Below are 23,397 nucleotides of genomic sequence, written 5' to 3' on the forward strand. Positions count from 1 at the left end.
TTTTATCCCTCCACTATTTGTCGCTTCCAAATACTGGTCGTATGGTTGGGCTTCTGGCTCAGATATGTCCGTGTTTTTGTTGAACGACCTGCCTCTTCACGGTAGACGTCAAATCGGTTTAACGTTGGAGGTGCAATCGAATGTCGTTTGTTCGGACGTGAGACTGCCTCCTCCCAGGATTGTAAAACGACGTTGGCATTGGTTCCCCCATCTGCAAAACAATTAATCGCTGCTATTCTGGGCGAATCGTTCCATTCAGAAAGCTGTCGCTGAAAATAAAAAGGCGTTGACTCCATATGGAAATGGGTCATCGGCTCTTGCCCTGACAGGAACGGAACCAATTGTTGGTTTTTGAGCATCAGCACGACTTTTATCAAACTAGCAATCCCTTCTGCACATAATGGATGACCGATGTTTGGCTTGATCGATCCTAATCCGCAAGCGGCCGTATGAGATGAGCGATAGACAGACTGAATGGCTTTGAGCTCAAGTAAATCTGTAACCTCTGAACCCGAGCCATTCGCTTCTATATAGCTGATTTGTTCCGGCTTCATGCCAGCTTTAGCCAGTGCCGAGTGCATAACCTCTTTTTGGGCTTGCAAATTCGGGGTGGCAGGACCTGCCGTTCGTCCATCATTGTTGACTGCTACTCCCTTGATGACGGCATGTATTTCATCACCATCAGCCAGTGCTTGCTCCACGGTCTTCAATAAAACCATTCCTACGCCTTCTCCCAATACGAGTCCGTCTGCACGCCTGTCAAAAATATGGAAGGCTGGCTCTTCGCTTAAAATTCCTCTTTGGTGGAACATCCGATGCGCTTCATCACCACTTAACACGTTAACCCCGCCGATGATAGCAGCCCCAATCTCTCCACTACGAAGAGAATGAATCGCCATATTCATCCCGACCAGCGCCGAAGAGCATGCGGTATCGATGACCATGCTGGGACCTCTAAGATCGAAGTACTGGGAAATATTTGTAGCCAAATAGTTTTGTCCCACGGTCATAATTGGGTTTTGTGTTTGATGCAGACGATCTTCACTTGGGCGATGATTACTTCTTGCCCCGATGTAGACGCCTACCGATTTTCCCTTGATGTCCTTCGGTGTGTATCCAGCCTGATGCCATAGATGAAGACTTTCCTCCAATACCAATAAGGCTTGCGGGTCCATGGCCTTCGCATCTTCTTTTGCTATCAGGAAGTATGAAGGATCAAAAGCAGTAATGTTGTCCAGAAGTCCTGCATGATAGGAATTTTCATACCCCCAGCGTTCCTTGGGTACAGCACCAATGGCTGAACGGCCCTCCGCTAACAACTCCCAATATTCTTCCACGTTACGAGCACCCGGAAAACGGCAAGAGAGCCCCACTACCGCAATGTCAGATGGATTTGCCTCCCTATATGGGGTAGCCTGATTACTCACCATCTGGCTTTTCACAGTCTCACTACGTATGGGCTGACTCTTCGGATCGTCGTTCATTTCAGGAGAAGTCTGCGTCAGATCGTCAGCGATGGAATCCCCGTGATTGCTGGTCAGCCATTCTGCAAGTGTTCCTATGGTGGGATATTCATATAAAATCGTCGGGTCCAAGTCCTTGCCCAACCATTTACTGATCTCATTCATGACTTGAGCCAGTAACACCGAATCGATCCCATAGTCAGGAAACTCTTTGTCTATCTCCAATCTGGCAGGATCTATTTTCAACTCCTTCGCAAACAGCTCAATCAGTCTTGTTTGTGCTGTCTTCACAAGATCCGCTAAGCTTTGCGTCGGCTTGCCTGCTGTTGGACGATGAGATGACAGGTTCGCAGCAGAAGTTTCTTGCTTTTTGTGTCGCATCAATCGCTGGGGTTCCCACAGCTCTTGGTTGATTGCTGCCGGGAAAACAACGGGACCCATCTTTTTCAAAAGAATATGATCCAGTAATCGCAGTCCTTGCTCGTCAGTGATGTGTACCAGTCCTGATTGTTGATAGGCTTTGGTCGTGACTGCACCGATTCCTGTTTCCTTCCAACTCGGCCACTGAATGCTCCTGATCGGGCAAGAATCAGCATGTGCGGAAGCAAAATAATCCATATAGGCATTGGCTAGCGCATAATCACTCTGGCCCGAAGCCAAGGACGGAATGATTGCCGAAACAGATGAAAAGAGAACGAAGAACTGTAAAGGCTCGTCCTTGCAGCTTTTGTATAGCGTATTAAGCCCAGCCACTTTCGGTTGTAATACCTGCTGAATTCTATCCGTCGATTTCCGAATAAACGCAGGATTTTGATCATCGCTAAAACCAGCGCAATGAATCACCCCGCCAATCGGACCCATCGTCTGTTTCAACTCGTGCAAATGCTGTTGCCAAGCCTCTTCATCGGTTAAGGATACAGATAAAACTTGAACCTGTACGCCTTGCTCTTCCAATGCTTGTACCGCCCGAATTTTCTTTGCTACGGAAGTGCTTTGCTGCTGATAGGCTCCCCATTGCTCGCGCGGCGGCAGACTTTCTCGCCCTGTGAGCACCAGCTTTTTGACACCATAACGTTCTACAAAATGCTTGGCGCATAAATAACCAAGCCCCCGTGTACCGCCTGTTATCAATAGAACATGGTTCTCAGGGAAAACAAGCGCTGGCTCCTGACCGTCCGCTACCATCTCTTCCTGAAGATAAGCGCTATAACGCTCACCCAATCGATAGCAAACCTCTGTTTCCTGATCATCAATGAGGAACTCTGCTGCAATCTGTTGCGCAAGTTCTTCTCCATCAGCTAATGGATCTAGATCCACATGGCGTGATTGCAGATGCTTATATTCACTTTGCAGCATCCGGTACAAACCAACACGTGAGGCACCCGTCAAATTGACAGTGTCATTCTGGTAAGACTCCAAGCCTTTTGTCACACCCAATAGCTTTAAGCCTTCCTTATGACCATTCTCAATGAGTTGTTGCAGCCATGGAATCCAAGCCAGCGAATCGGTATGCAGATGTCCACAACCGACCAAATCTACGATGCCATCATAGTTTTTCCACGCCATCTCATCCTGATGGAATCGTGATTCGAGCTCGTTCAGCTCTAGGATTTCACTCTTAGCGAAATGGTTGGACAGTTGAATCGCCAAATGCTTCGTTTCATCCGTTGTGAAAATACCAATCGTTCGATGAGCTTCCTTGGTTGGCATCGCTGGGCAAGCCTTCCATTGCTTTTTCACAAAACGCATGTCTGGCTGAACGGGATGCTGCTCATATGTGGCTCGGGATGCTGCACCTGTAAATGACGTATATCCACCAGGCACCCAATAAGCTTCTCTGCTAAATGGATAGGTTGGAAGACTAATCCGGCGAGGCTTTCTTTCCCCATACAAGCTGCTCCAGTCAATGTTCAGCCCTTTGACCCAAACGTCCAGTAATTTTCCGTATTTGCCTTTGTTCATCCAGGAATCAATCATTTGCGGCATATCATCATCTGCTGCAAAGATTGCCAAGGTCTCTTTATGACGTTTTACCTGTCCGTGGTACAGGTCTTCAATCTCCTTCTGTCTTCCTATGAATTGCTTCAATTTCTCTTCAAGTTCAATCATCGAGCCCGCGATCACAGCCAAACGTTCTTCCATCGCTTCTCGTCCCACTTGAAGGGTATACGCCATTTCTGCTAAATCCGCATCGGACAATCCCTGTTCCGCAATGGCTCCGAGCAGTCGTTGTACCCGTTGATGTAGCTGTTCTTCATTCTTGGCTGATAAGAGTATCAAAGCAGGATTTTGCGGTCTTGCTAATTCTGTAGGCTGTTCTTGCATTTTTGAAATATATTCTTCAATCACCACATGAGCATTCGATCCGCCCGCACCAAAACTGCTCACACCGGCACGCCGTGGAGCTTCCCGTCCGTCAATGACAAGGCGCTTCCACTCCGCCAGCTCTTGCTGAACCACAAATGGTGTCATACTGAAATCAATATTCGGATTGAGCACTTCAGCATGCAGAGATGGGGCTAATTGTCCATGCTTGAGCTGCAATAAGACCTTCGTCACCCCAGCGATTCCGGCTGCACTCTCACAATGCCCAATGTTGGACTTCGCCGATCCAATGGCACAAAACTGTTTGTCATTTGTATACGCTTGGAAAGCCTTCGTTAAGCCCGTCATTTCAATCGGATCACCTAAAGAGGTCCCCGTACCGTGTGCTTCCAGATAGCTGATCGTCCGCGGATCGATTCCGGCTTTTTCGAAAGCACGTCCAATAACCCGAGCTTGGGCATTCGGGCTAGGTACATTGTATCCATTCGTTTTTCCGCCATGGTTAACCGCTGTTCCTTTTATCACACCATAAATTTGATCTCCATCAGCAATTGCTTTCGCCAGAGGCTTGAGCAGGACTGCTCCCACCCCCTCGCCAGGTACATACCCGTCACCGCCGATACCAAAGCTTTCGCATCGTCCCTTGCTGGATGCAAATTTGCCTTGTCCAAGCATCAGGTATTTATTAGGGTGAATCGATACATTGACTCCACCTGCAATAGCAGCCTCACATTCCCCTTGCTGTAGACTTTGGCAAGCCAAATGAATAGTTGTCAGAGAAGAGGAACACATCGTATCGACCGCCATGCTAGGTCCATGGAAGTTGCAGAAATAAGAAACCCGATTCGCAATGGAGGCTGGACTTCCTGCCAGCGCCATCGGTCTGCCGAGCAGTGTTTCTTGGGCTCCATAGAGCTGGTATTCTTCGTACATGACTCCGACATAAACCCCGACATTACCGCCTAGACCCATGCCAGGTGTTGAGCCGAGCGCTTCACGAGTATACCCGGCATCCTCTAACGTTTCATAGACGCATTCCAAGAACAAGCGCTCTTGCGGGTCCATGATTTCAGCCTCTCTTGGTGTGATATTGAAAAATAACGGGTCAAATTGATCTACACCGTCCAGGAAGCCTCCCCACTTGCTGTAGGTTTTTCCTTGCTTTTTCTTATCTTCATCAAAAAACAGGCTGTGATCCCAACGCTTTTCGGGAATTTCAGTGACACAATCCTTACCATCACGCAGGTTACGCCAGAACTCATTCATGTTTCTCGCTTTCGGATAACGACCGGAGACCCCAATGATTGCAATATCGAAGGCGTCGTTTGCTGGTTGGGTTTCTCTCGTCGTTTCCTTCAACGCGTTGCCTCTGCTCCTACGGTTGTTGATGATCGGTGCAACGCTCGGCTTTTTAACAGGGGATGCCGTTGTTGCTTCTTTCTCATCCATACCAAGGATACTCATCATTTGCTCCCGGTGTGATGCCAGGAAGTATTTCGCAATTTCTTCGATAGTCTGATATTCGAAAAATAATGTTTTCGACAACGAACCAAACGTTTTTTCTAATTCATTTGTTAATTGCATGACCATAATCGAGTCAATTCCGTACTTTTCCAACAAGGCATCTGCTTCGATGCGGTCTATTGGCAGCTTGATCACAGAAGAGACCAGCTTTTTGAAATAATAGATCGCTTTTTCCTTTGGCAAATGATGACTTGATGGTTGTATGACGGGAAAAGCTTTGACTTCTTGTTCTGTTGACTTCGGTCTTCCCACAACTGCTGCGTGGAGGCGTTGTAGATCTCCTTCCATTACCATCACCTGATCTTTTCGAGAAGCTACGGCTTCATAAAAAGCACGAATACCCGTCGCGGTCTGCAAAGCGATCATTCCAACCCTTTGTTTCACCATCTCCTCAACCGCTTCATCTACTTGCATTCCGCCCTCTTTCCAGAGCGGCCAGTTGATAGAGACTGTTTGACCTTGACGTTGCTTTGCCTGCACCCGTTCATTCCGATATTTCGCATAGCCATCCATAAAGGCATTCGCGCAAGCATAGTCTGCCTGACCACTATTTCCTATACTTCCTGCTATCGAAGAAAAGAGGACGAAGAAATCGAGAGGCTGATCTTTACTTGCCACATCCAAATTCGTAAGGCCGGCAACTTTTGGCGCTACCACTTGGTTCCATTCTTCTGTCGTTTTCTTGAGGATGAAGTTATCTCGAACGACACCAGCGCTATGGATGATGCCGTGAAGACCTCCGAATTCCTGTTGAATACTTTGGATGAGCTGGACTACTTCCTCCTTGTCCGTCACATCAACTTGACGGTAGACAACACTTGCCCCTGACCTTTGCAAATCATGAAGCATCGCTTGTTTATCTTCACGAAGAGGAGAACGTCCTGTGAGAATTAAGGTTGCCTGTTTCGCTTGGCTCGCGATTTCCCTTGCGAAAATCAACCCTAAGCCGCCTGCTCCACCCGTAATCAGATAGGTTCCTTGATCTTTCCACGGAATGGCGACCTCATCATGCAATGGCTTGGTTTCACACCAGCCCAGTACATAACGTTTACCCGCTTGATAGCAAATTCGGTCGTCCATAGGATGGCAGGCATTCTCATGCATCTTGTTTATGATTTCTGCCGCATGTTCACCTTGGTTTATTTCAATGAATTGGCCGATTACATTTGGATTCTCCTGCTGAGCTGTTTTCAGCAAGCCAGAAAGTCCGCTTACGTACGAATGCTCCGCTTTGTCGGGAACGACGACCTGCAATAACACCTTGCCAAGTATCTTTTGTTGAAAGATGCTTTGGATTTCCAAAAATACTTGGGAAGCATAGGCCTCGAACCGGTTCGCAATACCATCCTGTTGGGACTGCAAGGGAATCAAGCGCACTTCATTCATCTGTGCTGATAGACTTGCAAGCGACGATTCAAAACCTTCGGCAATCATCACGATATGCTGTGCATAGGTAGGAGGCTCCGTTTTCTGAGCACCTGCCTGTTCCTGCCAGCAAGGATGAACCATCAGCATCTCTTGTACCCTTGTAGCTTCGAAGCCTTCCCCTTTGCCGTCCAGCTTACGAGACGAAAACCGCTTCATTCTGACGCAAACATTTCCATGCTCGTCACATAAATCAATATCCAGCTTCTGCACATGATCAGAAGCGTTGCTGCCATCACTGTAGCGAATATACGCCCACATTTGCGGCGTGCATGGACTGAAAATTTCCAGCTCATCTAGGGCAAACGGCAAGATTGGCTTGAGCGAATCAAGATGGTCGGCGAGACTCCTGTCATCTGCCCCCATAAATAAACCAATCGCCGCCTGCAAAGCAGAATCCATCATACTTGGGTGCAGCACAAACTGTTCTTCTGTCCCCAAAACAGCGAAAGGTAAGGACAGCTTTGCCAACACCTGCTCCGTGCCCTTATGCACTAGCTCAATTCCTTGCAGCGCTGGACCATAATGGATTCCCATTGCTTTATAACCGTCATAGCATTGGCTGCCACTCAAGATACTATGGCTACACGCGGCTTGTAACATAGCGAGATCAAGGGTTGGCGTATCCGCAACCGTATGGAATACGGCACTTCCCTGACTGTGCACATTCTCTTCTGCTGCATTTCCGGTATGCTGACTGTAGATTCGATAGCCAATCTCTCCACTGTCTTCCAGCTGCAGACCAATGTGAACATCGACAGGCTGATCATCGACAGCAATTGGCTTGGCCCACACAATATTTTTGAGCGTCATGCCATTCTGTTCCGCTTTCAATGCTCCTGCTGACTGATCGATTGCCTCACGTGCCATTTCGAGATAGGCAACACCCGGTAAGAGCTGCTGTCCATTCACAACATGATCTGCCAAGAAAAATTCCTGTCCACGGAATGTGGAACTATACCGCTGTTCCAACAACTCAGACGTGTTTTTCTGGAGCAATGGGTGAAGGAAGAGCGTCCCTTCTGATGCGGCTGCAACTTCTCTCGCAGATTGTGTCTCCATCTGAGGAATCCAATAACGTTCCCTTGCAAACGGATACGTAGGCAAGCTAATGCGACGAGGCTTCTTCTCACCGTAGAGCTTTTGCCACTCAACCACCCCTCCACTTACCCACAGATCAAGCAGCTTGGCGTATTTTCTTTTGCTCATCCAAGCATCGATTGCCTGTTTCAAATCTTCATCCGCTTCAAATACGGTGATCGTCTTTTTATTGCCTTTCACCAGTCCTCGGAATACGTCTGTGACGCTTTCCTGTCCCTCTACAAATTGCATCAGCTTTTCCTGAAGCTCTTGAATGGAGCTGGCCATCACAGCCAGTCGCTCTTCCATGGCTTCTCGCCCAATTTGAAGCGTGTAGGCAATAGCTGCTAAGTCCATGTCAGAAATGGACTGATCCTTGATCGCAGCTAACAAACGCTGTGCCTGTTCGCGGAGCTGGCTTTCATTCTTCGCTGACAGGAGAATGATCGCTGGATTCGTGTGACTTACTTGGATAGCTGGACGTTTCTCATCGTCTGGAATGTACTCTTCCAAAACGATATGAGCATTCGAGCCACCCGCACCAAAGCTGCTCACACCGGAGCGTCTTGGAATTTCCTGACCGTCAATGACAGGACGTCTCCACTCCGCCAGCTCTTGCTGTACGACAAACGGAGTCGTGCTGAAATCAATATTCGGGTTTAGCACCTCCGCATGCAAGGATGGTGCTAGTTGTCCATGTTTGAGCTGTAACAGGATTTTCGTTATCCCGGCAATTCCCGCTGCACTCTCACAATGCCCGATATTGGACTTCGCTGATCCGATTGAGCAGAACTGCTTGTCTGTTGTGTACGCTTGGAAGGCTTTTGTCAAACCTGCGATCTCTATGGGATCTCCTAAAGAAGTACCTGTACCGTGAGCTTCCAAATAACTAATCGTCCGTGGATCAATTCCTGCCTCCTTCAAGGCACGGCCAATTACGCTCGCTTGTGCATTCGGGTTAGGAACGGTATAGCCATTTGTTTTGCCGCCATGGTTAATGGCGCTTCCTTTAATCACACCGTAAATTTGATCTCCATCGGCGATTGCTTTCGCCAGAGGTTTAAGCAGTACCGCTCCGACACCCTCTCCAGGCACATAGCCGTCACCGCCAAGCCCAAAGCTTTCGCATCGTCCCTTGCTGGAAGCAAATTTTCCCTGTCCAAGCATCAAATATTTATTCGGGTGAATGGACACATTGACACCACCTGCAATCGCAACCTCGCATTCACCGCGCTGCAAGCTTTGGCAGGCAAAATGGATGCCGGTTAGAGAAGAGGAACACATGGTGTCAACCGCTACGCTAGGACCATGGAAATCAAAGAAATAAGAAACCCGGTTCGCTACAGATGAGAAGCTCCCTCCAAGGGCCATTGGTCTGCCCATCATGGTTTCTTGTGCGCCATACAGTTGATACTCTTCATACATAATGCCCACATAAACACCGACATTACCGCCAATCCCGAAGCCTTGGGACGATCCGAGAGATTCACGGGTATAGCCTGCATCCTCTAAGGTTTCATACACACACTCCAGGAATAAACGTTCCTGCGGGTCCATGATTTCTGCTTCCAGAGGAGAGATGTTGAAGAACAGCGGATCGAATTGATCAACACCGTCTATGAATCCGCCCCATTTGCTATAGGTTTTCCCCCGTTTGTTCTTATCCTCATCAAAATACAGACTGTGGTTCCAGCGCTCTTTGGGGATCTCCGTTATGCAATCCTTGCCATCGCGCAGATTGTTCCAGAACTCTTGCGTATTCCGCGCTTTCGGATAACGTCCAGAAACCCCAATGATCGCAACATCCAAAGCTCCTTTGGCTGGTTGGGTTTCCTTTTGTGTCGAAACGAACCGCGAGCCTTTGCGACTTCTTCCGCGATGGCTGTTCATTTGCCTTTTCGACGTATTTTCTTCTTTTGTCACGGATGCTGTTTCTTCGATAACAACCGTTTCCTGCCGCTGCTGTTCCTTCAGACCCAAGATTTCAATGAATTTGTCACGATAGGAGTCCAAGAAATATCCAATCAATTCTTGAATCGTTTGATACTCAAAAAATAACGTTTTCGGTAGTGAGCCAAAGCTTTTCTCTAATTGGTTGGTTAATTTCATGGATAGAATCGAATCAATTCCGTATGTCTCCATCGAGGCATCTTCTTCGATTCGATTTACGGGCAGTTGCAGTACCTCGGCAAATTCCTTTTTCACAAAATGAGTCGCTTTTTCCTGGAGGACATTTTGTTCCACACTGGTGGTCGCTTGTTTTTCATTTTGCTCTACTCTGATTGGTGTGATCGATGCCACTGGCTGCATCTGTTTGACCAGCATGTCTTCAAATTCTTCAAGTAAATAGGACGCAAGCTGCTGAAGCGTCGGACACTCCACGAATACAGTCGGAATCAGTCCAATGTGATATTGCTGACTAAGCTTGTTGGTGAATTCAGTCAGGAGAACCTGATTGAATCCGAGTTCAGACAGCTCCACTTTGACATCAATATCTGTGGTAGGAACCTGAAGCAGCTCCGACACGGTTTGCATCAAGGCCAGTTCCACTTTTTGCAACAGACTGCTGGCATCCACCGTTACCGAATGTTTCGATTGAAAACTGTTGACTGGCGTTTGCAAAAACAGTGTTTGCTTGAGCTTAGCCAGATCACCTTCCATCACCATGACCTGAGCTTTTCCGGAGGCTAAGCCTTGGTACATAGCTGCAATCCCCGTCGAAGTCTGCATAGCGACTACACCCATGCTATGCTTCAACATGTCACCAGCCTCTGCATCAGCCTGCATTCCGCCCTCTTCCCACAACGGCCAATTCATGGACAATGTCTGTCCATGTCGCTGCTTTAATGCAACCAATCCATTGCGATAGTGGGCGAATCTGTCCATAAAGGCGTTGGCGCAAGCATAGTCAGCTTGTCCGATATTTCCCAAGCTGCCTGCCACCGAAGAAAACAGTACCAGGAAATCCAGTTCTACATCTTTACTGGCTTCATCCAGATTGATGAGGCCCGTAACCTTCGGACCCTGAACCGTTTGGACTTCCTCCCTGTTTTTCTTGAGGATATAGCTGTCACGAAGCACGCCAGCACTATGAATAATGCCATGAAGACGTCCATAGTCCTCTTGAATCGTACGGATCAATTCTGCCATTTCCTGTTTCTGCGTCACATCAACTTGGCGGTATTCAACTCTTGCTCCCGATTCTTTCAATTGCCGGAGTTTACCTTGCTTCTCTTGATCCAATGGAGAACGTCCTGTCAGAATCAGGTTCGCATGTTGAACCTTTTGTACAATTTCGTTGGCAAAAATATAACCCAGTCCGCCTGCCCCGCCAGTGATGAGATACACCCCACCGTCTTTCCACGGAATGCTCGCTTCTTGTGGAGCATCCAGTTCTACCCACTCAGCTACATATCTCTTTCCAGATTGATATCGAATCTGAACATCCAATGGGCAGCGGACATTCTCATTTATTTTTTCAGCAATCTCGAATTCGTCGTTGCTCGCTTCTACCTCTATTACCTGTCCAATTAGGTTGGGATTCTCCAATTTCGCCGTTTTCAGCAATCCAGAGAATGCGGTGAAAAACGGCTGTTCAGCTCGCATGGGAACGACAATCTGAACCAATGCCTTGCCGCGTACTTTTTGCTTGAAAATCTCTTGAATTTCCTCAAATACCTGCGTCGTATAATCAATGAAACGCTCGGAAATGCCTTCTTGTCCGGATCGCAAAGGAATGCAATGGACTCCATTCAAATAGGTTTGGAGATTGTTCCAAGAAACGCGATCCGGTTCAATCATCATCACGACTCGCTGTGTATAGTCAGGGGTTTCGGCGTTGCTCACAACCGCTTGTTCCTTCCACTCAGGATGAACCAGCAGTGTTCCGAGTTTCCCTTTGGAATCCAGCGTCTCTACTTCGCCTTCCAGCACTCGTGCGGAGAAGCCCTGCATACGCACGCAAACCGTTCCTTGGCCGTCACACAAATCAATATCTACTTTCTGTACCTTGTCTCCCATCCTATTGCCGTCAGCCTGTCGAATCCATACCCACATCTGGGAAGAAGTCTGGCTAAAAATGCTCAGCTTCTCCAGTGCAAAAGGCAGGATTGGCTTCAGAATCGCTGTATCGCCTGCGCCAAGCAGTAATCCGATAGAAGATTGTAAGGCCGAATCTAGCATGCTCGGATGCAAGACGAATTCTCCTTGCGTCTCGGCAACCTTGGAAGGCATGACTAATTTGGCCAATACTTGTCCCTCTCCCACGTACACTTGCTCAATTCCTTGATGGGCCGGACCATAGACAAGTCCCATTGTTTGAAAGGCTTCATAGCACTGACTTGCATGAAGCGTGCGATAGCTGCAGTGGGCTTTAATCGCATCGAGATTATGCGTGGGTGCAGCAGTGATCGCTGTTAACACCACATTTCCTTGACTGTGTATCACCGCTTCAGCCTGTTCTGCTTGCGGTTCGCTGTATATTTCATAGTGAAGCTCCCCGTTATCCTCAGGATAAATGCCAATGTGGACTTGAACAGGCTTGTCTTCCACTACAATCGGTTGCGCCCAACCTACATTTTTAAGCTCTATCGCGTATTGCTCGTCTTCCAACGCTCCCACTGCTAAATCCGCAGCAGCTCGAGCCATCTCAAGATAAGCAACCCCTGGCAGGATTCTCTTTCCTTTTACAACATGATCCGATAAAAAGAATTCCTGACCATCAAAAGTAGAGCTGAATCTTTGCTCACGGAGATCCGAAGTATTTTGATGCAGCAAAGGATGCAGGGACGCAGTCAGACCAAGCGTACCTTGTGTGTTAGTTGACGGCTGTGTCTTCGGTTTTGGCAGCCAGTAATGCTCTCTAGCAAAAGGATACGCAGGCAAGCTGATCCGACGAGGCTTGTTTTCTTCATAAAGCTTATTCCAGTCAACATTCAAGCCCTTTACCCAGAAATCGAGAAGCTTAGAGAATTTTTTACGCTGTATCCATTTTTCAATCGCTTCTTGCAATTCCTCATCGCCTGCGAAGATGTCTGTTGTTTCTCTGCTGCGTTTTACCTGACCTTGATAGAGGTCGGCAATGTTGTCATCACCTGCAAGAAAGCTACGCAACTTCTCCACAAGTTCTGAAAGCGAGCTCGTCAGCAGGGCCAGGCGTTCTTCCATTGCCTCGCGTCCTACTTGGACCGTATACGCAATATCTACCAGATCCACATCTGTAAATGATTGCTCCTCAATCGACGCTAACAGTCTTTGCACTTGTTCGATGAGACGCTCCTTATTTTTTGCCGACAAGACGATGATCGCCGGATTTTGCGGACTGACCGTGATCGACGGGCGTTCCTTGACCTCTGGAATGTATTCCTCAATCACGACGTGTGCATTGGCCCCTCCTGCACCGAAAGAAGAAATCCCGGCAATTCTCGGAAATTCTCTCCTTTCCCCATTCACTTCCATTAACGGTCGCTTCCATTCAGCCAAATCCTGCTGAACGACAAAAGGCGTTTTCGAAAAAGGAATATTCGGATTCAACTCTTGCGCATGCAGACTTGGGACCAGCTGTTGATGCTTCATTTGCAGCAAAATTTTTGCCACTCCTGCTATTCCAGCCGCCGCTTCCAAGTGACCAATATTGGATTTAACGGACCCAATCGCACAATATCCCGTATCCTGCGTATCCTTGCGGAAGGCTTGAATGAGACCCGTAATTTCAATCGGATCGCCAAGCTCCGTGCCTGTTCCGTGCGCTTCTATATAGCTTACGGTTTTGGCATGAACGCCTGCCTTATCCAGTGCCTGGCGAATCAGCTCTCCTTGGGCAGTTGGATTCGGTACCGTATAGCCATTAGTTTTTCCGCCGTGATTCACGCTGGTTCCACGAATCAACCCATAGATATGGTCGCCATCCGCAATGGCTTTTGACAGTGGTTTGAGCAGCACTGTACCTACGCCTTCCCCCGGTACAAAACCGTTTCCTCCTTGCCCAAAGCTTTTGCATTGTCCATCTGCGGAAAGCATATGCAGTGCTGACAAAAAGACATAGCTAGAAGGATGCAGATACAGGTTGACTCCGCCGGCAATCGCCAGTTCACAATCCCCGTTATATAGATGCTCGCATGCCTCATGAATCGCTGTGAGCGAAGCGGAGCACATCGTATCAATCGGCATACTCGGACCTTGGAGATTGAGGAAATAGGAAACACGATTCGTCAGTGAGCTAAACGATGTGTGCGGGTAAATCAATTCACCCTGCTTCCATAAATCAGGTCCATACAAGCTGAAGCCGGTCTTTGTGATCCCTCCAAAAACCCCGACTCGTCGATTGTACTTTTCTGCAAGCTGTTGTCTCGTATAACCTGCGTCCTCCAACACTTCCCAGCAAGACTCCATAAACAACCGTTCCTGTGGATCAAAATGCATCGCTTCCCACGGTGACATATTGAAAAAGAGGGGATCAAAGTCAGCGAATCCGTCTACAAAGCCGCCCCATTTGCCATAGCTTTTTCCTTCTGCCACAGCTTTGTCTGGATCAGGTTCGAAAAAGCCATCCAGTGACCAGCGCCCTTCCGGAATTTCTGTAATGCAATCCTTTCCAGACTTCAGATTCTCCCAATACTCATTCAACGATCGCGCTTTTGGATAGCGTCCGCTCATGCCGATAATGGCAATCGGCTCCCGCGCTATCTGATTTCCTGATTGCACGGCTACACTGCGAGTCGGTTCATGGCTGGCTGTATCACGTACGATCCCCGTCAATGGTGTTGATGTTCCGCGATTGACTGCACCCTGACGATCAAGCCCCGTCCACTTCATGCATTCCTGTAGATGATCAGCGACGAGATAATCTGCAAGGGTGTTAAGAGTCTGGTATTCATACAGGATGGTCTTGGACAATTCGCTAAAGACATCACCTAGCTTTTTATTCAGCTGGATCACCATAATCGAATCGATTCCGTATGTTTCGAACGGTTCATCGACAGCGATTTTACCTGCTCCAAGTCTCGTCTCTTGACCGAACATCACTTTTAGCTGATAGAGCGTTTTCTCTTTTAACACGCCTGCATCGACCGATAGCCTTGCATCCTGCATCGGTGTAGAATCGAGCTGCGACACGGCGGGAGTACCTAGCAATTGTTCCATGAGTGCTGGCAGATTGCCTTCGATTACCAGCATCTGCCCAGAGCCGGAAGCCACCCCTTGATACAGCGCCTGTATGCCACTTGCAGTCGGCATCGCGATCATGCCTCTGGTCTCCATAATCTTCTCTGTCGCTGCATCAACACGCATACCGCCATCTTTCCACAGCGGCCAATTGATAGAGAGTGTTTGGCCTTGTCGTTCGCCTGCTTTCACCAACCCCCGGCGATACTTGGCGTATTGATCCATAAAGGCATTGGCAGCAGCATAATCGGCTTGCCCTGCATTCCCAAAGCATCCCACGCCAGAAGAGAAGAGAATAAAGAAATCAAGTGCTATATCCTTGCTTGCCTCATCGAGATGAACCAGTCCAGAAACTTTCGGCGCCAGCACTTGTTCCAGTTCATCCGCTGTTTTTCTAATGATAAAACTGTCACGGATGACACCCGCACCATGAATGATGCCTGTGAGGCTACCAAACTCTTGCTTGATGGCTTGGAATAAGTCTTCTACCGCCTGCTTTTGTGTGATATCAGCTTGACGATATTGAATATTGGCTCCTAGTGCTTGCAATTCGCTGCATTTGGCTGTCTTTTCTTTATCCAAGGAAGAACGACCCGTGATAATCACTGTCGCTCCCTTCGTTCTCTGAGCGATTTCCTTGGCAAAAATCAAGCCTAATCCGCCAGCACCGCCCGTAATCAGATAAACCCCATCATCTTTCCATACATGCTTCGCTTGCCCAGAAGATTTCAGTTCTGTCCAACCGCTCACCCATCGTTTGCCATCCTGATAACGAATGTGCTTACTTTTCTCATCGTTGCTGTTTTGTTGCAGCTTATGAACCAATTCCTCTGGATTGTCCTCTGCATGTATTTCAATAAGCTGTCCAATCAGCTTGGGATTCTCCAATTGCGCCGTTTTCAGTAAACCTGAGAGGGCCGAGAAGCATTGCTGTTCCTCTTTGTCAGGGACAACAAGCTGAAGTAGAACTTTTCCCTTTGGTTTATTGGCAAGGATTCGCTGGATTTCCGTGAATACCAAGACGGTGTAGGCTTGGAACCGTTCTGCGATACTTTCCTGCTGTGATTGTGGCTGTAAAACCAGGCAGCGCACTCCGTTCATTTCGGATTCGATACGCTCTTGGAATTCCTCTGTCCATTCACAAAGGATCACGAGATGCTCTGCAAAAACAGGTGAAGCAGCTTTTTGACTGATCTCCTGTTCGTTCCAGCACGGTTGAAGAAGAAGCGTTTCTGTCGTTGGAGTTGCTGAAGAGATTGGCGAAATCTGTACAGAAGCCGCTACCGACTCCTTGTACACATTCTCAGGAACCCCATAGGACTCCTCAGCAAAAGGATAGGTAGGCATGCTGATGCGACGAGGTCTTGCGTCGTTGTACAGGACTTCCCACTCGATATCTAGACCCTTGCTCCACAACTCGACTGCTTTTTCTCCATTGCCTTCTGCAAACAGCTTGGTAATCAGTTCACGATTCGTCTCATTCTTTTTCAATAGGGATACTTCGTGGTTTGCTTGTTTTACATTTCCTCTAAAGCTACCCGCTGTTTGTTCGACACCACTCAATAAGTCATCCAGCTTTTGAATGAGTTCCCCTGTACCTTTGACAATAAAAATAGCCCTGCTCTCCATTGCTTCTCTTCCTACTTGGAGAGTATAGGCCAAATCTGCTATATGGACTCGTTCCTGATTATCTCTAAGGAAATCAACCAGTTGCTGGGCATACGCTAGAACACGATCATCGTTCTTGGCTGATAACGGCACGAAATAAACGCGATGATTGCTATCATCACTCACGTTGTCACGCCTAGCTTCGGCCCCGATCTTCCATTGTTCAAAAATCGCATGAGCATTCGTCCCGCCAAGACCAAATGAACTTAACGCCGCTCTGTGGGGAACAGGCGCATCCTCCCATTTTTTGAGCGTATCAACCACATAAAACGGTGATTGATCCAAATTGATATTCGGATTCGGCTTTTCATAGTTTAGCGATGGAGGAATTTCATTATGGTATAGGCTTAGTGCTACTTTGATGCAACCGGCTAACCCTGCGGCTGTATCGAGATGTCCAATATTGGTTTTCACCGATCCAAGACCGCAGTACTGTTTATTGGTTGTGTATGTTGTATACACTTCATTGAGCGCCGCAAATTCTATCGGATCGCCTAAATAAGTACCAGTTCCATGCGCTTCGATATAGCTAATCGTTTCAGGATGAATCTTGGTGTCATCTAATACTTGCTGAATCACCTCAGCCTGACCTTTTATACTTGGCGCATAAAATCCGACTTTATCTGCCCCGTCATTATTGATCCGAATTCCTCTCATGAGGGCGTAAATATGATCGCCGTCCTTGATCGCATCGGAAGCTTTTTTGAGGACAACCACGCCGACTCCTTCTCCACCGATCATGCCGTCTGCTGACGCGTCGAACGTCTTGCAGTGACCATCACTGGAAAAGTTCAATCCAGCTTGATAGACATACCCTGTATAAGTCGTAGGGAAAATAGTTGCGCCACCTACTAAAGCCACCTTCGATTCTCCCGCTTGCAGGCTGCGATAAGCCAGATGCAATCCAACCAGCGACGAAGAGCAATTGGAATGGACGGCAAAGCTCGGCCCCTTCAGCCCCATTTTATGAGAAATCATCGTTGGAATGGTTCCACCTTGTGCTAAAACCCACGAGACATATTCATTGGGGTCTTTCATGACATTCGGTGATTCCTTGGTGAAATGCGGCAAGAGTGCTTGATAGTAACTATTGCTCGCCGACATAAATACACCCGTCTGCGGAACCTGTTTCGGCGTATATCCTGCATCCTCCAATGCTTTCCATGAATGGGTCAATAACAGTCGAAACTGCGGGTCCATAAATTCTGCGTCTCTGGCTGAAAGGTGAAAGAATCCTGGATCGAAGTGATCTTTCCCTTCAATAGTGGATTGCACCGGAATAAAGTTCGGATTCTGTAAGTATTCATCTGGCAGGTGTAATTGATCTATTTCCTCATCAGAGAAGAAACGTACACTTTCTACGCCGTTTCGTAAATTCTCCCAAAACTCTCTATGATTTTTCGCTCCTGGGAAGTGGCAGGAGATTCCAATAATCGCGATGCTATCCTCATAGTATTCAGGATATGACTCCTCCACTTGTCCTTCACTATACTCCGTTGCCTGGTTCGGATTGACAAAATCCGCTTGCTCATCCGATTCATTCTCTTTCCTTGTTGCGATATATTCGCTAATCTCTCGAATATTGACGTACTTAAACAGAGTGGTCACATTTAGATCGCACTGAAACTCTTCCGTCATTTTGGCTACAACCATGGTTGCGAGAATCGAGTCTCCACCCACATCGAAAAAGCCATCTCCTGTACTGATCCCGTCTACATTCAGGACATCCTGCCAAATTTTCAAAGTCCTTTGCTCAATATCAGATTGCGGCAGACTCTGCTTCTTCGCCTGTGTTACCACAAGCTTTTGATTCAGCAGCTCTGCGCGATCCACTTTTCCATTAGCGGTTAATGGGATTTTATCCATGGAAACAAAAAATGCCGGAAGCATATACTCTGGCAAATTCTTTCTCAAATAATCCCGTAAATTTGACGGCTCAAGCCGTTCATGGTTCGCACCTGCTTTTAGAACATAATAAGCAACCAACCGCTTATGATCTCCCTCTTCTTTCACCAACACGACAACACTTTGGATCTGTGGATGAGCCATTAGTTGGCTCTCGATCTCACCCAATTCAATTCGAAAGCCTCGAATTTTTACTTGATGATCGATTCGGCCTAAATACTCAATCGTTCCATCTGGGAGCCAACGTGTTAAATCACCTGTTTTGTACAACTTAGTTCCCGGTGTAAACGGGTTATCTACAAACTTCTCTGCGGTAAGCTCTGGGCGATTCAAATACCCACGAGCCAAGCCTTTTCCTGCAATACAAAGCTCTCCTGGAACACCAACTGGCACGGGATTCATATGGCGATCAACGATGTAGAGTTGCGTATTTGCGACAGGTCTACCAATCGGTGTATTGCTGCTGACCAGTTCATTTTCAGAGCAGGAGAACCATGCTGCATAAATGGAGGCTTCTGTTGGTCCGTAAATATTTTCGATCTTCGCCTTTTGAAAAGTGGCAACCGTCTTTTTCACCAACTCTTTTGGAAAGGCTTCGCCCGCAACCATCACATATTTTAGAGGACAATGCTGTAGGAATGGCTGATTCGCTACAACGCCGTTTACGAAGACATTCAGCATCGCTGGAACAAAATTGACATGAGTCACGCGATGCTTCACGATAGATTCCGCTAACATATCTGGAGACTTCTCCCCATGTGGCGGAAGAATGACCAGACGTCCTTTACCAATGAACCAACCAAACAGCTCGGACAGCGAAACATCAAACACATAGTTGGTTTTCAACAGATAAACATCGTTCTCCATAACCGGATAACGAGATTCAAGGAAAAAGAGGGTGTTGATGATACTTTCATGACTCACCATGACCCCTTTTGGTTTCCCTGTGCTTCCAGATGTATAAATCACATAAGCCAGATTGGTTGGGTTTACTATCCGATTGAGCGTTTTTTGTCGCTGGGCTGTCTGCTCAACCTCTTCCCAATCCCTGTCTAACAAGATGCATTTCGTATTTTCTCCTGCGGCTGAAGATACCTTGTCCAAAAGGCGAGTCTGGGTAAGCACTAAATTGCTCTTGCTGTCTTCCACCATGTATGCCAACCGCTCTGTGGAATAGGTTGGGTCCAATGGAACATAAGCGGCGCCAGCTTTCAGAATACCTAAAATGCCAATGACCATTTCCAAGGAGCGTTCGACACAAATCCCTACCGTAGCTTCTGGACCTGCTCCCTTGGCCTGCAAATAGATCGCCAGCTTGGTAATCTGTTCATCCAGTTCACGGTAGGTCAACGACTGCTTTTCATAAACAACAGCCACCGCATCTGGCGTTTGCTGGACTCGCTTCTCGAACAAGTCATGGATGCATAAAGCCTGTGGAAATGCCACTTCAGTCGCATTCCACTCAACGAGCAGCATGTTTCGTTCTTCAGCAGAGATAAGTGGTATCTCATCCAAAGCGAGGTCAGGATTTTGGATGACTTCGTTTGCGATATTCTGATAATGCTCTGCCATCCGCTGTATCGTCGCTTGATCAAATACATGTGGATTGTATTTCAGATTCATTACAAACTCGGCTTCCTGCTCAAACACCTCTAACTCAAATTCATACTCACCCTCTTGATGAACACCCTCAATCAATTCGATGGCAAGCTTGTTTTGACATTCATCATAAAATCGCTGCAAGTTTTGCGATTGCAGAAAATTTTGGTACGTAAAGATGATATCGAATACGGGTGAATTTCCATGAAGGCGAGGAATATTTGCCTCGCGAACCATCGCTGGAAAAGGATATACAGCGTGATCCATCCCGTCAATCAGCGTAAGCTGCAATTCCCGAATGAAATGGGAGAAAGACTTTTTCCCTGTTACCTGACTGCGAATGGGGATCATATTGACAAAATAACCGATCAGGGAATCGAATCTCTCTTCTGGACGCCCCATCGTCGGCATGCCGACAATCACATCGGTTTGACCTGTATAGCGATACAATAAGGCTTTAAAAATCCCTAACAAGAGAACAGATGGGTTCATGAGGTAATGCTTGGAGAGCATTTTCACCTGCTGACTCAAATCTCGTGAAAATACGTGCGTAAAAACCTGCCCCTCGAAGCTTGGTGCAGAAGAACGCGGGCGATCGGCAGGAAGCTCCAGTTGTGGTAACGTACCTGACAATTGCTCCAGCCAGTAAGAACGATGTTCCCCACCTTCCGTGCTTGCCATCATGTCCTGTTCCCACTTTACGAAGTCAGCGTAATCGGTTGAATTCAGTGTTACCTTTGGCTGCTTTCCTTCAACCAGCTCGATATAGGTATGGACCAATGCTTGTAGTAATAACAAGGAGGAATGTCCGTCAAATATCATATGATGAATCGTAATCAGGACAAAATGCTCATCTTCCGAACGCGACAATAGATGAATGCGAAGCAAAGAACCCTTTTCCAATGAAAAGGGTTCTTTTACTTTTTGCCTGAGATACGGCAATACATCCTGGGACGTTAGGTGTGAGATGTCCTCTTGCTCAATGGCAAGCGATTGCTCCAGATGTTGAAGCAGATACGGAACACCATGCTTTTCTATAATCGAACGCTGTAAAATCGGCTGCTGTTTACGTACAAGGTGGCAAGCCTGTTTAAATAAGGCTACGTCCCATTTCTGACGGATGCAAAAGCATAACGGAACATTATAAGCACTCATCGTAGGAGACATTTTTTGCAACATCCACAATCCTTGCTGCCCGACGGACAGAGGACTTGTAAACGATGGGTTTTCCAGCTCCAGAAGCTTCTCTTTGACTTCCGCAGCAGACAGCTTACCTTCTTTGTAAGCCATGAGAATTTCCCGTCGCATCATATCATCCCTCCTTTGTCGATTAACTGTTCGATCTCTTCTAAGCTTAGTAGGCCTTCTTTGAATTTTTGCAACATATCGACTCCGAAATTCTCCGTCCGTTCACCGCTATCCTGAGACATTGTTTCTAAATCTGTAGTGGAAGCAATCTCTTTATGACTCCACTCTTTTATTTTTATCGCAAGGAGATGGGCCAAGGACTTCATCGTCGGGTTCTCCAATACTTCCCGCCCTCTGATCTTGATGTTCCAGCGATGCTCTAAATGACGAATCAGCTTGGTAACCATGATCGAATCCATGCCATAGTCCAAGAAATATTTGTTTGGCTTAATTTGCCCTTCCGAAAGGTGTAATTCACGTGAGATAAATTGTGCCATATCACGCTGAATGTTTTCCTCTGTTGGGCTGTCCGGGTTGATAGCAATCGCTAACGTCGCTTTTTCCATAGGTTGAGTGATCGTTTCAGTTCCTAGCTGCTCCTCCTCACCCTCGGAAGTGGAGAGCCAATAGCGTTCTCTCGCAAAAGGATAGGTAGGCAGAGATATCATGCGACGCTCTTGTGGATACAAGGATTCCCAAGGAATTTTACCTCCCTGCGTCCAATGAAGGGCAAGCTTTTCCAGATTATTTTCTGCTAAAAGAACCTGCAATACGGTATCTCCTACCTTGCCTGAAAGAAGATTTCTCACTCCTGCATGCTCTTCTTCGAGATCTCCTGTATAGATAGGAATCGATGCAGTTGGCTCACTGCCTTGTTCGACCGCTTCCAAATACGTCTGTAATCCATGAATCAGCTCATCTCGATCTTGAACCACCATAGCCAATCTGCATTCCATAGCCTCTCGTTTCACTTGAAGTGTGTAGGCAAAATCCGCCAAGGAGAACGCTTGCTGCTTGGCAAATACAAGCATCTGCTGGGCTACGGCACGCAATCGCTCAGCATTTTTTGCCGAGAAAACCACAATCTGGGGTGAAGTGGCGGAAGAACTGGATTTCCTCTCTGCCTGCGCCGGAATATATTCTTCGAGAATCAAATGAGCATTTGACCCGCCTGCTCCAAATGAACTGATCGTCGCCCGGCGTGGAACCTCTCGTTCTTCTCCATTGATTCTCACCACTGGTCGATCCCACTTTTGTCGATCTTTTTGCAAATAAAAAGGCGTTTTTGCAAAATTGACATGCGGGTTCAACGGCTCCGCTTTTATAGAGGGAACCAACTCCTGATGCTGTAGCTGCAAGATTACCTTTGTCAGCTGAGAAATACCGGAAGCTGCTTCGGCGTGACCGATATTCGATTTCACCGACCCAATTCCACAAAACTGAACATCGTCCGTCTGCTTCGAAAAAGCATTCGTTAACGCCTTCAGCTCAATCGGATCTCCCAGCAGCGAGCCATTTGCGGCGGCTTCCACATAACTGATCGTCCGTGGATCAATGCCCGCTCTAGCAAAATTTTCTTCTATCAATTGCGCTTGTGCTTGGGGATTAGGCACGGAAAATCCATTGGTACGTCCGCCATGATTGGTCGCGGCTGATTTAATAACGGCTAAGATCGAGTCTCCATCTTCCATCGCTTTTGCTAAAGGCTTCAAAAGTACAGCGCCTACGCCTTCTGCTGGCAAATAACCGTCTCCATCTCCAAAGCTTCTGCTATCTGCGTGGCTTCCAATCATTTGTGCCTGACTTAAGCCTAGGTATTTCTTAGGATGAATCGAAACATTCACGCCACCAGCGATAGCAAGCGAGCTTTCTCCCTTCATCAAGCTTTCGCAGGCATGATAAATGGCAATAGCAGATGAAGAACACGCTGTATCAATCGCCATGCTTGGACCTTGTAGATTAAAGAAGTAAGAGACTCGGTTGGCAATCGAATGGTAGGAAGAGAGGGAAATGATAGAGCCCTTATCCATATCCGTATCAAATGCGTGATACGGCTGAT

At 47.4% G+C, this 23,397-nt stretch carries 2 protein-coding genes (1 of these 2 running past the window's edge); both read right to left on the reverse strand.

All coding sequences use genetic code 11. The features are described 5' to 3' along the window. Positions 1-2: 2 nt before the first annotated feature. Positions 3-21,461 carry an amino acid adenylation domain-containing protein gene (locus ACFVS2_RS09470; RefSeq protein WP_390233261.1) on the reverse strand — a complete coding sequence of 7,153 codons (21,459 nt, stop codon included), beginning with the start codon at positions 21,459-21,461 and terminating at the stop codon, positions 3-5. Next, on the reverse strand, positions 21,458-23,397 hold the 3' end of the coding sequence (locus ACFVS2_RS09475) for an SDR family NAD(P)-dependent oxidoreductase (RefSeq protein WP_390233263.1). The gene runs 9,979 nt beyond the window's last position; 1,940 of the gene's 11,919 nt are visible here — the last part of the coding sequence; its start codon lies off the right edge, out of view; it ends in the stop codon at positions 21,458-21,460. Before ACFVS2_RS09475 ends, ACFVS2_RS09470 begins: the two co-directional genes overlap by 4 nt.

Source organism: Brevibacillus sp. NPDC058079 (assembly GCF_042885155.1).
In the GTDB taxonomy this organism is placed as follows: domain Bacteria; phylum Bacillota; class Bacilli; order Brevibacillales; family Brevibacillaceae; genus Brevibacillus.